The 14,995-nt window shown below is 55.4% G+C and carries 15 protein-coding genes and 1 tRNA gene; 2 read left to right on the top strand and 14 right to left on the bottom strand.

Annotation, left to right across the window (positions count from 1 at the left end):
* Positions 1 to 296: 296 nt before the first annotated feature.
* The 10 genes from LF252_RS15800 to rpmH form a co-directional block, all read right to left on the bottom strand.
* Positions 297 to 1,586, bottom strand: coding sequence for a serine hydrolase (locus tag LF252_RS15800; RefSeq protein ID WP_226270555.1), 1,290 nt, complete (start codon positions 1,584 to 1,586; stop codon positions 297 to 299).
* A gap of 107 nt (positions 1,587 to 1,693) precedes the next feature.
* Entirely contained in the window at positions 1,694 to 2,986 is a 1,293-nt protein-coding gene (locus tag LF252_RS15805; protein ID WP_226270556.1) for a hypothetical protein, read from the bottom strand.
* A 57-nt stretch (positions 2,987 to 3,043) separates the two neighbouring features.
* On the bottom strand, positions 3,044 to 3,877 hold the full coding sequence (locus LF252_RS15810; protein WP_226270988.1) for an ion transporter: 834 nt from the start codon (positions 3,875 to 3,877) through the stop codon (positions 3,044 to 3,046).
* 25 nt (positions 3,878 to 3,902) lie between these two features.
* Positions 3,903 to 5,219: an APC family permease gene (locus LF252_RS15815; RefSeq protein WP_226270557.1), complete on the bottom strand. Its 1,317-nt coding sequence runs from the start codon at positions 5,217 to 5,219 to the stop codon at positions 3,903 to 3,905.
* A gap of 148 nt (positions 5,220 to 5,367) precedes the next feature.
* On the bottom strand, positions 5,368 to 5,886 hold the full coding sequence (locus LF252_RS15820; RefSeq protein ID WP_226270558.1) for a DUF2480 family protein: 519 nt from the start codon (positions 5,884 to 5,886) through the stop codon (positions 5,368 to 5,370).
* A 55-nt stretch (positions 5,887 to 5,941) separates the two neighbouring features.
* Positions 5,942 to 6,643 carry a tRNA (adenosine(37)-N6)-threonylcarbamoyltransferase complex dimerization subunit type 1 TsaB gene (tsaB, locus tag LF252_RS15825; protein WP_226270559.1) on the bottom strand — a complete coding sequence of 234 codons (702 nt, stop codon included), beginning with the start codon at positions 6,641 to 6,643 and terminating at the stop codon, positions 5,942 to 5,944.
* A gap of 40 nt (positions 6,644 to 6,683) precedes the next feature.
* Positions 6,684 to 7,157, bottom strand: a complete 474-nt coding sequence (locus tag LF252_RS15830) for a hypothetical protein (RefSeq protein ID WP_226270560.1) — start codon at positions 7,155 to 7,157, stop codon at positions 6,684 to 6,686.
* 135 nt (positions 7,158 to 7,292) lie between these two features.
* Positions 7,293 to 9,005 carry a S41 family peptidase gene (locus LF252_RS15835; RefSeq protein ID WP_226270561.1) on the bottom strand — a complete coding sequence of 571 codons (1,713 nt, stop codon included), beginning with the start codon at positions 9,003 to 9,005 and terminating at the stop codon, positions 7,293 to 7,295.
* Between the two features lie 95 nt (positions 9,006 to 9,100).
* The gene (locus tag LF252_RS15840; RefSeq protein ID WP_226270562.1) at positions 9,101 to 9,535 is read right to left on the bottom strand and encodes a ribonuclease P protein component; all 435 of its coding nucleotides are present in this window, start codon (positions 9,533 to 9,535) and stop codon (positions 9,101 to 9,103) included.
* Between the two features lie 37 nt (positions 9,536 to 9,572).
* On the bottom strand, positions 9,573 to 9,731 hold the full coding sequence (gene rpmH / locus LF252_RS15845) for a 50S ribosomal protein L34 (RefSeq protein ID WP_045689549.1): 159 nt from the start codon (positions 9,729 to 9,731) through the stop codon (positions 9,573 to 9,575).
* Positions 9,732 to 9,964: 233 nt separating this feature from the next.
* Here rpmH and LF252_RS15850 point away from each other — a divergent pair, with 233 nt between their 5' ends.
* Both LF252_RS15850 and LF252_RS15855 read left to right on the top strand, forming a co-directional pair.
* Positions 9,965 to 11,698 carry a M61 family metallopeptidase gene (locus LF252_RS15850; RefSeq protein ID WP_226270563.1) on the top strand — a complete coding sequence of 578 codons (1,734 nt, stop codon included), beginning with the start codon at positions 9,965 to 9,967 and terminating at the stop codon, positions 11,696 to 11,698.
* 197 nt (positions 11,699 to 11,895) lie between these two features.
* Positions 11,896 to 12,702 carry a hypothetical protein gene (locus tag LF252_RS15855; protein WP_226270564.1) on the top strand — a complete coding sequence of 269 codons (807 nt, stop codon included), beginning with the start codon at positions 11,896 to 11,898 and terminating at the stop codon, positions 12,700 to 12,702.
* 61 nt (positions 12,703 to 12,763) lie between these two features.
* On the opposite strand, the gene LF252_RS15860 is transcribed toward LF252_RS15855, so the two are convergent.
* From LF252_RS15860 to LF252_RS15875, 4 genes are all read right to left on the bottom strand, one after another.
* Positions 12,764 to 13,075: a hypothetical protein gene (locus tag LF252_RS15860; RefSeq protein WP_226270565.1), complete on the bottom strand. Its 312-nt coding sequence runs from the start codon at positions 13,073 to 13,075 to the stop codon at positions 12,764 to 12,766.
* 186 nt (positions 13,076 to 13,261) lie between these two features.
* Positions 13,262 to 13,504, bottom strand: a complete 243-nt coding sequence (locus LF252_RS15865) for a hypothetical protein (protein ID WP_226270566.1) — start codon at positions 13,502 to 13,504, stop codon at positions 13,262 to 13,264.
* A 135-nt stretch (positions 13,505 to 13,639) separates the two neighbouring features.
* Positions 13,640 to 14,572, bottom strand: a complete 933-nt coding sequence (locus tag LF252_RS15870; protein WP_226270567.1) for a PfkB family carbohydrate kinase — start codon at positions 14,570 to 14,572, stop codon at positions 13,640 to 13,642.
* Between the two features lie 172 nt (positions 14,573 to 14,744).
* Positions 14,745 to 14,818: transfer RNA gene (locus tag LF252_RS15875), tRNA-His, on the bottom strand.
* Positions 14,819 to 14,995: the final 177 nt, after the last annotated feature.

Here is a 14,995-nt window from a genome sequence, read left to right on the forward strand (position 1 = left end):
AAGAAAACCGCGCGCTGGTGGCCCCAGTGGTTGGCAGCGGCCCGCTCCGCGTTTCGGATTGGGAGTGCAAAAGTGGCGGGTCGTATCCGCATTTCCAAACCCGCCCAAGAAAAAAACCCGTTTAAGGCTCGCTCTTATTTTTTATTTGCCTGATAATCACCTAGGATAATCTGCGTGACTTATTCTTGGGTTGTGCGGTCTCACTTGCAAGTAGCTCTTCGTCGAGGGTAAGTGACGGCAGATATATGTCATATATAGTGCCTGGGGTAGTTTTTTTACCTAGTAGCCGCGTGCAGCTATCGGATACTTTCTAATGCAAAATCATTGTAGGGGAAATGGGGGCTTCTATGATGTTGAGCCTCGTATTGGTAAATAGTCTGGCCCAAAGCCGCTAAAAAGGGCAGACCGATGGATTCATATTCATAGGCTCCATCATTGATAACGCCATCCTTGTTTACATACACAACTGCGCTAAGCATAAATTCGGTTTGGCGAGTCGAATCGGCGAAATATGCCACGTCGGCCAAGTAGCCGTGCGACATCCCTACTATATTATAGATGCGCAACCCGGATTGGGCCGCTATCTGTGGATTGCGGCCGTAGTACAAGTACTTCTTGTAGGCATCGAAATAACGTGAATGCTTATATGGCCCATAACCGGAGCTATGCGGGGTGTGGTGGAGATAATACCGCAGGAAAGCGTAATCATTGGGGGTTAGCTGAAACCGTTTACTTTCAGGAATATATTCCGGGAATAAGATGGCCTGCAGTACTTCAGTGACAACCTGCAACGGAAGATTATTGGCAGTGGTGAAGTCGTATGGTTGGGGAATGATGCGCTGGCCGGCTTGGTATGCCCGGCCTTTGGTTACGCGTCCGAGCGGAAACGTGTAGGGTTGATTATTAAACGCGGCGGGTTGTTGGTAGCAGAGTTGGCCGGTAACCGGATCTAGAAAATCGATGGGATTGGTGTGCCGGTTGGCGGCAGTGTCGCAGGGGGCGAATCGGCGAACAATGCGGGCATCGGTATATCCTAAATCGGAGAGACGCTGATTGAGATATCGCTGCCCCAAGAACTCGTACAGCCGATTGTAGGCTTGGTTGTCGCTGACCAGCAACATGCGCTTGGTGTAATTACCAACGGTATTGACTTGGTCAGAATCGGGGGATGAGACAAAGGGAGCGGCTGTCTGGCAACGAAATGCGACGCCGGTGCGCATGTGAGAGCGACGCGTAAGCCCCGGGCGGTGTAGTTTGTTTAGCTTTTCGAGGGCTAGCGCCACGGTGGGCAGCTTCACCATGCTAGCTGGGTTGAAGTACTGCCGGGAGTTGAGCCGGTAGGTATGCGGTATAAACGTGGGCCGTAACTGCTCGTCCCGGTTGATTTGAGTATAGATAATCTGCAGTTCATACTCTTCGGCTCGGTTAACTACCGGCACCAGAGCTGGTGAGGCATGAAGCAAGCTATCCAGTAACGGGCTGTCGGGAAATGTAGCCGCAACCGATGAGGAAGGAAGCACGGAGGGACTTAGGGCTGCTGCGGTAGTCAATAGAGTGGCTAGAAGCCCAGAAACAATACGTACCATATAGGAAGGTACAGTGAATTCAGCAGCTATACCCGCAATACTGGCTACAAAACACGAGAGCCACACCCCGTAGTGGGGCGTGGCTCAGTATATACTATATGTATAAGCTATTGCAGAACGGGCTGCCGGTGGCGGGCCAGCAACAGATTGGAATCGTTCTGGCGCCAGTTGTAGCCGGTCCCGAAGGGCAACGGACGAGGCGGGTTGGCTTTATCGGTGTAGGCAGCCGTGAGAGCCGGTTGGTACTGCTTCGCGAACAGATTGATAGGCCGTTTGTAGGTGCCGTAGTAGGTAAACTGCCAGTCCGTGGGCTTGAAGTACTTCATGGCAATACCAGAGTCGTCTTGGAGCACGTAATTACTGCGCTCCAAGATGAGGTTACGCACCTTGCTGAAATAGCTTTTGTGCATGAGGTAGGTGGCCGACTTTACATAGGTAGTAAGCGGGCCGAGGCTGCGCACGTATTTCAGCGCGGCTTCTTTGGTCTGGCCCAACTTCCAGTCGCTAAGGTCGGCGGAGAGGTACACCACGGTTTTCTCCTCGCCGGTTGTAGTCCGCAGTTTCACCTCTACCCCGGTTACTACGTTGGGTCCGGGCTTGCTTATCGTGGTGGAGTCAGCATCGGTAAGCTGGCCCTCAGGCGTGAGCTGCAGGTACCGGATGGATTCGACCTGATGGTTTGTACGAGCGGAGAAGAGCAGTAGCAACGGTACAACACCACCAATATTGAGGCGTTGGTTGTTTCTCTCAGCCGTTTTCAGAATTGAATTGGCCTTACTAAGCGTATTACTATCGGGCTTTTTCGTGTTCAACTCCACCGCCATATCGTTGGTGCGGAAGAAGCTAAAGTTTAGCACTGACCACAGGGAAGCCTTTAACGCTGGGAATAACTTGGGATTTTCGAGCGTAGCCTGATTAGGTACCATACCTACTGGCTCCAAGCCCATCAGCACGTACGTTTTGCTGGAGGGAAACATGGTAGTTACGTTCAGAAAATCGGGGCCGCTGAACGGGTAGAAAATGGTAGGGCTGGCAGTGCGGGCTGAATCTAGCTCTGAAGCGGCCCAGCTTTCAATTTTAGCGGTACGGGTAGTCTGGTAGTTGTTCCAGCTCTTGGTTTGGTCAGCAGCATAGGCTTGCCAGGCAGGCTGGGTCGTGAGACTTTTTAACGCACTGCCTTTACTCACAGGCAGACCCGCCAAATAGGCTGCTACATTATGAATAGTAGCCGTATCGGGGGTAGCCGGCGGAGTTGAGGGAGCCGTTGGGCGCGCGGCGGCAGTATCAGGGGCTGGAGTTGCTGGAGGGGCTTTCTGCTCGGCTGTGTTTTTTTGTTGATCGGAGCAGGCGGTTACTAGAGCTACCAAAACCGGCAGCAGCCGGACAGCGGAAAAACGCATAGCTGGGAATAGTTGAGGGAAGCCGAAAGGTAAGAAAAGCTACTTGATGAGCTTATTTCACAGCTTTTCGCCGCACCGCCAGCAGTATTCGGCCTCTGGCTTGTGGTCGGTAGCCTGACAGACATGGCAAACTACTTGTTTATACTGCGGAGGAGTCGCCGGGGGGCCACTAGCCATCTGGGCGGAAACAATACCTGTAGGTACTGCAATAATTGCGTAGCCCAGAATCATGAGAATGGAAGCCAGCGTTTGCCCCAGAATTGTGACCGGAGAAATGTCGCCGTACCCGACAGTAGTGACGGTTACAATGGCCCAATAGATACTCTTAGGAATACTACTGAAGCCATGTTGCCCACCTTCAACCACATACATCAGGGTGCCAATGACGGTGACGAGGGTGAGTACGGCCGTGAGAAATACCAGAATTTTAAAACGACTGGCTTTGAGGGCCGTCACAATGAACTCGCCCTCCCCTACAAACCGCCCCAACTTAAAAATGCGGAATACCCGCAAGAGCCGCAGCGTGCGAATAACGATGAGGTAGCGGCTCCCTACCATCAGCAAGCTAGCTAGTGTAGGAACAATAGCCAGAAAATCGATGATGCCCAGTAAGCTGAAAGCGTATGCGACGGGCCGCCGTACTACCAGCAGGCGCAGGGTATACTCCAGCAGAAACAGCCCGGTAAAAAACCATTCTACTCCCCGCAAATACTGACCATACCGGGCACTGATGCTGGAAACGCTTTCCAGCATAACGGCTACTACGCTCAGCACAATGGCTACTAGCAGCGCAATATCGAAGTTGCGGCCGGCGCGGGTATCCGACTCAAAGATGACTTGATACGCCCGCTTTTTCCAGGTAGATGCCGTTGCGGATGGACTGATTTCTATACCTAGTTATACTACAGGGAGTGCGCTATGTACGGACGGCAACCCGCCGACTACCCCAGTACACCAATAACCCTACACCCAACGTAGCCAGCCCATAGAGTGTTTCCAGCGGTTTGTCGCGGGCAATAAACCACAGCGTCCAGCCATTGAGCACCAGAAAGACCAATGGCGTAACCGGATAGCCCCACGCTCGGTACGGGCGCGGTAGCTCGGGCTGACGGATTCGCAGCACAAAAAGCCCTAGTACCGTCAGAAACGTGAATAGGTTGAGGATGAAGCCGGCATATACAACCACTTCCGCAAACGAGGATTTCAGCACGAAGACCAGGGTAAGCGCCGATTGAAACAGGGTAGCCCGCAGAGGTACTCCCGCCTCGTTGCGCCGGGCCAACCAATGCAGAGCCGGCAGGTCCTCGCCCATAGCCTGCACAATACGCGGCCCGGCAAAAATCATGGAGCTCACCGTGGAGACCAATAGTGCTGCAATGAGGCCGCCCATCAGCCGGCCACCGCTGGTACCAAACAGTGACGTAGCAGCCACAAACCCTACTTCAACCTGGCCTTTCAGTTGGCTGATGAAAGTGGAATACAGAAAGATAAAATTCAGCCCCACGTACAGTACCAGCACAATGGCCGTGCCTATAAGCAGAATGCGGGGAAGGTTTCGTTGAGGGTCTTGCACTTCACCCGTTAAGTAGGCCGCGGCGTTCCAACCAGAGTAAGCGTACGACACGAAGATTAGGGACACGGCGAAGGCTGGACTGAGCAGCTGTTGCCAATCGGCAGCGCCTTGAGGCAGGAATGCAATGGGTTGTGGTTCTGCTACCCATAGCCCAGCCCCAATAAAACCAACCAGTACTGCCACCTTCAACGCCGTAACGAATACCTGCACCCGGCTACCGGCTTTGCTGCTACTTCCATGTACTGCCGTAAGCAGCACCACTACCCCCACCGCCAACAAACGAGGCGGTAGCGTTGGCCATACACTACCAGCGTACCGCTCCAGGGCCAGAGCCGCTGCCGCCGTGGGGGCCGCAAACCCCACCGTAGCGGATACCCAGCCCGACAGGAAACCTAAAGCCGGATGATAGATGCGCGAGAGGTAGTGATATTCTCCACCCGAGCGGGGCATGGCCGCAGCCAGCTCGCCGTAGCACAGTGCCCCACATAGCGCAATAACGCCGCCCACTGTCCACAGCATCAACAGCGCAAACCCGCTTTGGATACTCTCTACCTGAAACCCCAGACTGGTGAAAACGCCAGTACCGACCATGTTGGCCACCACAATGGCAATGCCGGTTAGTACGCTGATTTTATAGGGAGACGCGGTGGAAGAAGCCATGTAAAACTGCTGTTGTAGGTCAAATATGCAGATGTTATTGACAATCACCCCTGCAGAAAGCCCATAACAAAGCCCCTCTCCCATCTCCAACCGGTATTGCTACAGATTGCTGACGGAAGAGGGGCTTGCCTTTACAAAGGGGGTGCTCCTATGCCTGAACGACTTTCGGGCGCTTGTACAGCGGCACCGTGCTGCACGGCTCCCCATACATGATGCTGCCAGCCACGGGCAGGAATTTCTGCATGATGGCCACATACGCATAGGTAGGCACCGGTTTTTCGCCACAGCCTTTAATTACCAGCTTAGCGTCGCGGAACTGTTCGGCATCAACCCCGGCAATTGCCTCCTGGAACAGCTCCTGCTCCAATGCCTCTAAAGGGCCAAATACGTAGCGGTGGGCGTGGTTCTGGAGCTTGCTGGCCAGCAGCATATAGGCCCAAGTGGGTACAATGGCGTCGGTGGAGCAGATGATGGCCACGTTCTTGCCGTCGTACTGCGCCCAGTCGTGGGTTTTGATGAACTCCCGGAAATCCTTTTCGCGCAGCATCAGTCCGTGAAACAGGTTATCCTTGATATCATACACCACCCGCTCCCCTGGGTGAATAAATTCCTCCAGGTTGAAAGTAATCAGGCCGGAATTGGCCACGCGGTTCACAAAATCTTCCATGGATATTGGTACTTCGTTAGTAGCGCCTAGCTCGCGGGCTGAGAAGCAGCCAGTGCTAAGCTTTGTTCTTGGGAGTAGTGGTGTACACCTCTTTTAAGTAAAAGGGCTCGTAGTAGGCTACACTGCGGAACTCCTGGCGCTGGTAGCCCCCCAGAGCCAACGCCCCAACGGCTACTGCCGATGGCTCGATACCCGCCAGAAAGCCGGCCCGCGGGTTATCGGCTACCAGCGGCAGGAATTTAGCAGCTCCGCTTCCGAAGAATAACAACGAATGCCCGGCTAATTGTTCGACCAGCGTGGTTTCATCGAGCAACAGCGGTGTGGGAGCCAATACCTCAGCGCCATCGGCGCGGTATACGCCGGCGTATACCTCCATTCGTCGGGCATCCAGCATGGGGCAATACAGGTATTGCTCGGGGCGAGCTGTAACAGTTGCCACCTGGTAGGCCAGGCTTTGCAGCGTGCTGATGGCCAGCAGCGGAATATCCAGGGCGTAGCACAAGCCCTTAGCTGCCGCCGCGCCAATACGCAGCCCGGTGTAGGAGCCCGGTCCATCCGAAACCGCCACTGCCGCCACATCTTGCAGCGTGTGCAAGGTGTTTTCCAGTAGTTGGTTGATAAGCACGCTTAGGTGTGAGGAGTGCGACTTTTCCAGCCGCAGTTCCGACTGGCCAACCAACCGGCCGGTTTCAAGATGGTGCAGCGCCACCGAACATACCGGCGACGAGGTTTCGAGGGAGAGCAGCAACTTGGACATAGCGCAAAGGTACAGCCAATAGCAGTACGCTTTATGGTGCTTATTTTTCAGCCCCGAGGTCTGCTACGGCCTTCTTCGTCCACTCCGCGTCCTCTAGCAGCTTATTTAAGCGGGGCTGAATAAACCATACCCCTACTGGCCAGAAAAGGAACAAGAGTAATGTCCCAAAATAGAAACCGAACTCAGGTTTGCGTTTCTTTTCAATAGCAACGAGCACTGCTGCTAAAAACCAGGGACCGTGAAACATTGCGAAAAAGATGTACAGCATGGGTAAAGCAGCTATACCTTCTGCCTGATAAGTTCGGCTATCTACTAGAATTAATAAGGCAGCTAGGCTAGCCGCAACTAAGATTGTATCAATTAGGAACCACGTTAAACTATAATCTGTATCACGCGGCAATAGGGGAAATAGCGTGTTACCTAATACTGCAAACCAAATGAAGTAAAGACAATAGCCTGCGGCCCCCATTATACCGGAAAAAAACACCTGATCTTCAATGGTCAAATGCATCATAGTCAACAGCATTACTGTCAACAGAAAAACTTGCCAATGCTTTGCACGCAATATGAATGTACCCATAATGAGTTTCGTTAAACAAAAAAAGCAGCCCTAATATCGGGCTGCTTTTTTTGTACCTCGTTCATTGGTCTACTGGCGGCCGCCAGCGGTGCTCCGCTTTGCCTCAGGGCGGGTTTTGGCCTCAACGGTGCCGGGCTTGAGCAGTGCTCCGTAGCGGGGCGCATCGTTTAGCACCGTCATGGCCATCAGGATATTGGGGTCGTCATCGAAGCTGGCTTCAATACTGCCCTTCTGGAAGTAGTAGCGCGACACAATTTCCTGCTCCAACAGCTCCTTAATTTCGGGCTTGAAGCGCATCAAGTCATTGGCCTTGTTGGTGGTTACCTTGCGGCGCATGGCTTCCAGTTCCAGCTTCACATCGTCGTAGTGCTTCTCGTCCTTCACCTTTTTGGTTAGGTCGGCCAGGGCTTTTTCGGCGTCGGTGCTGTAGCTGATGTCTTTGCCCTTTAGGTAGTCCACAAACTTCTGATAGTCGGCATCCGTGAGCTTAAACTGACGGGCGGGCGAAATGCTGGCGTGCTCGGCTCGGTAACGGGTAGCGTAATCGAAGAGGTAGCTTTTCTGGAGCAGCACCCGCGTGATGTCGGCAATTTCCCGGTCCACCACTTCCACATCGGGGGCCACGCCGCCGCCGTCGTACACGGTGCGACCGGCCATGGTTTTGAAAGCCGTACGTAGGGAGTCGGGCACTTTGCCCAGCGTGCCATCCTCGGCACGGTGCGAGTAGTCGATTTCCTGAATGCAGCGGCCGCTCGGAATGTAGTACTTGGCGGTCGTCACTTTCAGCTGGGAGTTGTAGCTCAGCGGACGGGTAGCCTGCACGAGGCCTTTGCCAAACGTCCGCTCCCCTACCAGCACTGCCCGGTCGTAGTCCTGCAGCACACCCGACACGATTTCGGAAGCCGAGGCCGAGCGGTTGGAGGTAATCACCACCATCGGAATCTGGGTGTCCAGCGGAGCGTCCAGGGCTTTGTAGGTCTTGTTCCAGTCAGAAACTTTCCCCTTGGTGCTCACGATGTCCTTGCCCTTGTCCACGAACAGGTTAGAGATATTTACCGCCTCATTGAGCAGCCCGCCGGGGTTATCCCGAATATCGAACACCAGCTTTTTGGCACCCTGCTCCTTGAGCTTGGCCACGGCCATGCGCACTTCTTTGCCCGCGTCTACCGTGAAACCCGAAAGCTGGAAGTACCCGATTTCGGGGGTGAGCATGCCATAGTACGGCACGTTGTCCACCTGAATTTTGTCGCGGGTGATATTGATTTCCACCGGGGCGTCCTGGCCGTAGCGAGTTACCATCAGCTTCACCTGGGAGTTGGCCTGGCCCTTCAGCAGCTTGCTGATATCGGCGTTGGACTTCTTCTCCACGTTCACCCCGTTGATGGTCAGGATTTCGTCGCCGGGCAGCAAACCAGCTTTTTGGGCGGGGTAGCCCTCGTAGGCAGCCTGCACCACCGTTTTGCTGTTGCGCTTCACTACTACGGCTCCAATGCCCCCGTACTGCCCGGTGGTCATCGTCCGGAAGTCCTCAATATCGTCTTCGGGGATGTAGTTGGTGTACGGGTCCAACGACTTGAGCATGGCGTCGATGCCCGTTTTCACCAGCTTGGCCGGCGGTACCTCATCCACATAGTACGTATTCACCTCCTTAAATAAGGTGGCGAAGATGTCGAGGTTCTTGGCAATTTCGAAGTACCGCTCATTGTCGGTAGCTGCGCGGAAGGATACGAGTAGGCCGGCACCGCCCAGCAGGGCAGCCACGGCCAAAGATTTTTTGCGCATAAACGGGGCTGAAAGCAACTAAAAGACCCTACGACGTACCGTGCGGCGGGTTTTCCTGCATTTACTAGAAAGCCAGCCCACAGCGCGTTTGTTTCTTACGAACCGGCAGAAGCCCCAGCCGGGGCGCCGGTTTCGGAGAGCAAACGCTCCAGCCCTGAAGTTAATTTCTTTTCGATAACCGACAACGGCTTTTTTTCCTTGCCAGTGTAGATAATGGCTAATTGCGCCACCGAGTGGCCACCTTCCGCTTCCAACAGCCGGTATTTGTTGAGGCGGTAGGCCTCGCGCATCAGGCGCTTGAGGTAGTTGCGGTCCACGGCGCGCTTGAAGTTGCGCTTGCTCACGCTTACCAACACCTGGGGCGGCGCAGTAGTAGGGCCTTCGGTGGGGCGCCACACGAGGCGCAGGGGATATAAACCAAAAGAAGAACCCCGGCCGAAAAGCTCTTCAATGAGCTTTTTGCGACACAAGTGTTCTTCTTTCGGAAACGAGTAGGAGCGCGCGCCCGGCGTTGTAACAGGAGAGTTCATCGGCGGGAGCAGCGGCGTTTCAGCCGCCAGCAGCGGCTTAGCGCTTATGACGACCTTCGTCAGATACGGTCAGGCGCTTGCGGCCTTTGGCACGACGACGAGCGATTACGCTACGGCCGTTAGCGGTTTCCATGCGCGAGCGGAAACCGTGCTTGTTGCGGCGCTTGCGCTGCGAGGGCTGAAAAGTACGTTTCATGGTATGGGTAAGTGACTCTGTTACAAGTAAGGCCGGCAAAGGTAACAGGTTGATTTGGAAAAGGCAATGCTTCACGCAGCTTTTTCCGGCCTTCTACTCTGCTACTTAGCAAAAACCGAGGCGCAAGATACGGTAGTTTCTTGGCTTATATCCGTACACTTTCCTGCATTCACCGCCGGGCAATCCGTACCTTTGCGCCGGGCTTTTCGGCCGTTGCCGTTTCCTCGCTTTCCATGATTCACTACCACGTTTCCTTCGAGAATCCGCTCACGTTTTACCTGCACGTTCAGATGACGTTTGAAGTGCCTGCGGGCACGGAAACGCCGGTAGAGCTGCAATTGCCCGCGTGGCGGCCGGGGCGGTATGAGCTGCAGAATTTCGCGCAGAAGCTGCAGCACGTGGTATTGGAGGATGCGGCTACCGGCGAGGCGCTGACAAGCCGCAAAATCACGAAGGACCGGTGGCAGCTGAGCGGCGCGGCCGGCCGCACGGTGCGGGTGCGCTACAACTTCTACGCCCACCAGATGGACGCCGGTGGCTCCTGGCTGGATGAGACGCAGCTGTACCTGAACCCAGTGCAGGCGCTGATGTATATTGAAGGACGGCAGGAAGAAACCTGCCAGTTGCTGCTGGATGTACCAGAGGGCTGGCAGATTGCCTGTGGCCTCCCCCAGCGCGGCCCTAACCTGCTGGAAGCGCGCAGCTTCGACCACCTGGCCGATTCCCCTCTCATTGCCAGCCCTACCCTGCAGTACCGTAACTATGAGGTAAATGGCCTACCCTTTTACATCTGGATTCAGGGCGAGTGCCCGGTAGACTGGGCCCGGCTGGTGGAGGATTTCCGGGCGTTCAGTGAGGAGCAGTTGAAGCTATTTGGCTCGTTTCCGGCGCAGGATTATCATTTCCTGAACCAGATTCTACCCTACAAGCATTACCACGGCGTGGAGCACCTCAACTCCACGGTGATTGTGCTGGGGCCGGCTGAGCTGCTGATGACCGAAGGGCTGTATAAGGAGCTGCTGGGCGTGAGCTGCCACGAGCTGTTTCACGCCTGGAACATCAAGAGCATCCGGCCGGCCGAAATGCAGCCCTACGACTACGCCCGGGAGAATTACTTCCGCACCTGCTTCATTGCGGAGGGCATTACTACCTACTACGGCGAGTACCTGCTGGCCCGCAGCGGCGTGCGCACCGCTGAGCAGTACTTTGCTGAGTTGAATACCGTACTGCGCAAGCACTACGACGACTACGGCCGCTACCATCTCTCGGTAGCTGATGCCAGCATGGACCTGTGGCTAGATGGCTATAAGCCCGGCGTGCCCGACCGCAAAGTATCGGTGTACCACAAAGGGGCCTTGGTGGCGCTGCTGCTGGACCTCACGCTGCGGCAGCTCTCCGGGCACCAGCGCAGCCTCGACGATGTGATGCGCCGACTGTGGGAGGATTTCGGCAAAACCGGCGTGGGCTACACGGAGGAAGATTATATCCGGGTGGTGAAAGAAGTGGCCGGGCGCGACATGCAGGCCTACTTCGATAAGTTTATCTACGGCACGGCCCCGCTGGAAGAACCCCTGAACCGGGTGCTCGGCTTTGTAGGCTGCCGCCTGCGCATCGACGAAAACCTGTCGGTTTCGGAAGGGGTGTATGGCTTCCGGACGGTGGTGAAGAACGAGCGGACGGAAGTAACCGACATCCTGCCCGACGCTCCCGCCGCCTTGGCCCTGACGGTAGACGACGAAATTGTGGCCATCAACGGCCGCCGCGTGGATATGAATCTGCAGACGCTGCTCAGTGACGGCGTCGACCACCACGAGGTAACCGTATTCCGCCAGAACCGCCTGCTGACAGTGCCGCTGGCTGCCGATGCGGGGCACCGTTTCTGGCAGAAGGTGACCATCGAAAAGCTGGCCTCTACCACCCCCGAACAGCAGACCAGTTTTCAGCAGTGGCTCGGGCAGAAATTTTAACGAAAATCCGGAAGTCTTTTCGGCCCTTTTCCACCCGTAGCCAGTATATAATCTCCACTAGCCTGCTGCGCATTTTATGCTGCCATGCGGGCAACAATTCCACTTACTGCGGAACTCTCCGCGGCCGCTTTTCTTTTCGTTCCCAGTCCGCCGCCCCCCAACGACGCGCCTTTCGACCCAAGCCTACTCTACTCCCCATGTTTCGGTTTCGTACCGTAGCTGCCGCCGCGCTTCCGCTGGTGGTGCTACCGGCCTGCTCGTTGCGTATGCAGCCCACCGAGAAGTCTCGGCCGAGCGTTGCATTGCCTCCCTTACCCCCGCCCAAGCCCCCGCGCATTTACCGCCTTCAGCACCTAGATACGTTGGTGCAGGTGCCGGGCCGGGTACTGCGCATTTACCCGGCGGCCCGGCAGGTGTACAGCCAGCTGCCAAGCCCCGAATGGGTAACGACCAAGCCGGCCTCAGCCGAGGAGGAGGACTCTTTTCTGGATTTTGCGGCCGAGGAAAAGCTGCGGCTGGCTAAATCCGGGCCGCGGGTAACCCGTACTGGTCGGGCATTGCGCCTGCGGCCCACGGCCGCGCCGGAAGTTCGCCTCGTGAACAACCCGGCCGAAGACGAACGGAACGTGGCGTATGAATACTTGGCCACGCTGCCCAGCATTCATCAGTGGCTGGTTTCGGTGCACCTGTATGAAGGTGGCTACTACATGCTGGTAGACCAACGGAGTGGCCGCCGCACCCAACTGATGGCTCCGCCCGTTATTGCCCCCGATGGCCAACACTTTGTGTGCGGTAACTCCGATGTACTGGCCCGGTTTGAGCCCAGCGGCCTGCAACTCTGGAGCCTTGATGATAAAGCGCCGCGCCTGCTCTGGGAACGGCAAACAGAATGGGGCTGCACCCAGCCCCGCTGGCTTGACAACAAGACCATTCTGTTTGAGCAGGACTTTTTCGACAAGGGCGACGTGGATACTCGCGTAGTCCGGCTGAAGGTGGTGCCGTAGCCTTCATACAGCAAAAAGCCCAGTCAGAACACATGGCGGGGCTTTTTACTATTTGTGATTCTTAATCAGCTTTGCGGCCGGGGCCTTTCTGGCTTTTGTCTACTGACATGGGCCAGTTGCCCTGGGGGTTGTTGCGCGGCTTGTTGGTGTTGCCGTGGCGCTGCTCGTAGGCATTCCCACCGGGGGTGTTGTTTTTGATCTGGTTACCAGCCTGCGTGAGGAAGTTCTGGTTCAGGTTCTGAGTTTGGTTGCCGCCGCTGCCAGAGTGGTTGCGCGTATCAGGGTCTACGGGGTTGGTATCGGGCCGGATGGCGTCCGGACCCATGGCCGTGTCGTGTTTCTGAGCCGAGGGCTTATTTTGTTGGTTTTTCATAGCAGTAGGAGCAAAAATGGAGCAGTGAATTATGCTCTTTTTACCCCCCAAGCCCAGTGCAGGGTTTACAAAATAAACAGGCTTTTTTCTAAGCTAAACACTAGATAAGCACAGCATTAGCGCTACGCTTAGCGTGAATTGCTCAGAAAAAAGCCTGCTTGTTATTCAGGAAGCTAGGCTGATAAATTAGTCGCCTTGCTTGCCGGGGCCTTTACCGCCACCTACCGACATCGGGTTGTTGCCATGCGGATTGCTACGGGTATTGTGCACGCCCTCGCCAGCCGAGTTACCATCGGTGGTGTTGCCGCGGGCCGATACGTCCATGGTGTTGGGGCTTTGTACCTGGGTGCTTTTCTTCTTGGTATTGGCAGCCGGGTTTACGGACGTTTTATCGTTGGTCAGGTCGGATTCTTTTTTGCTAATGCTCATGGCCGTGGGATTTACGGGTGGATGATACCTCCTTGTACCGGTTGAGTTACTGCTTGGTTGTGATAAAATTCGGGGCACAAAAAAGGCCCTGTCTACGCATAGACAGGGCCTTTCCAAAGTATATCCGCTGCTAGATTAGCTAGCTACAGTAGCCACAGGCTGCACGGCCACTAGGTCGCCGAACTGCTTCTCGCGGGCTTCAATTTCTTCCTGCGTCAGGTTCAGCAGACGCTCGGTGCCAAACTTCTCCACGCAGAACGAAGCCATAGCCGAACCGTGAATTACCGCACGCTTCATGTTCTCGAAGCTGATGTCGTCGGTGGCGGCCAGGTAGCCGATAAAGCCACCCGCAAAGGTGTCGCCGGCGCCGGTGGGGTCAAATACTTCCTCGAGCGGCAGGGCCGGGGCGAAGAAGATTTGGTTTTTGTGGAACAGCAGGGCGCCGTGCTCCCCCTTCTTGATGATAAGATATTTCGGGCCCATTTCCATGATGATTTTGGCGGCTTTCACCAACGAGTGCTGGCCGGAAAGCTGGCGGGCTTCTTCGTCATTGATGCTGAGCACGTCCACCATTTCAATAGTGGTTTTCAGCTCATCCAGGGCCACATCCATCCAGAAGTTCATCGTATCCATCACAATGAGCTTGGGGCGGTTTACGAGGCGCTGAATTACGAGGCGCTGAATCTGGGGCGTGAGGTTACCCAGCATCAGGTATTTGCAGTCCTGGTACGAGTCGGGCAGAATGGGGTCGAAGTCGGCTAGCACGTTCAGCTCGGTCACCAGCGTTTCGCGCGAGTTCAGGTCGTTGGCATACTTACCCGACCAGAAGAACGACTTCTCGCCCTGCTTGATCTGCAGGCCTTCGGTATCCACGCCATGCTCCTGCAGCATCAGGATATCGGACTGCGGGAAATCGTCGCCCACCACGGCTACAATCTTCACGGGCTTTACCGAGTAGGAAGCCGACAGGCTGATGTAGGTAGCAGCACCACCAACAATTTTGTCGGTTTTGCCGAAAGGCGTTTCCAGGGCGTCGAAGGCCACCGTGCCGATAACAACCAGACTCATAGGTTCAAGAGGGGGAAAAAAGTGGTTCAGGTTTCTACTTAATACAGCGCCCCAACACCGGCCACCGGTAAATCCTTCCCAACAGAGCCGGAAAACGAAGGGGCCGACGGAGTTGCCGGAAACAAAAAAGGTCTCTGCCGCTAAGGAGAGACCTTTTTTGTTCAAAACGGAGGGTAAGTAATGGGGCTCGAACCCACGACCTTCGGAATCACAATCCGACGCTCTAACCAGCTGAGCTATACCTACCGTGTTGGGTATTGGAGCCACAAAAGTAGGGGCCGCAGCCGTATTTGCAAAAAAACCGGTTAGTTTTTTTCTATCCGCTGGCTAACTAGCTGCTACGCAAATGGGTGGCTAAGCAGCGTAAGATGCTGATTTTCGCCGTTTGCTGGCTGAACAGTGCCCGGCAGCGGAGCCCGCCCC

Origin of the sequence: Hymenobacter pini (genome assembly GCF_020421205.1) — a bacterium.
Classification (GTDB): domain Bacteria; phylum Bacteroidota; class Bacteroidia; order Cytophagales; family Hymenobacteraceae; genus Hymenobacter; species Hymenobacter pini.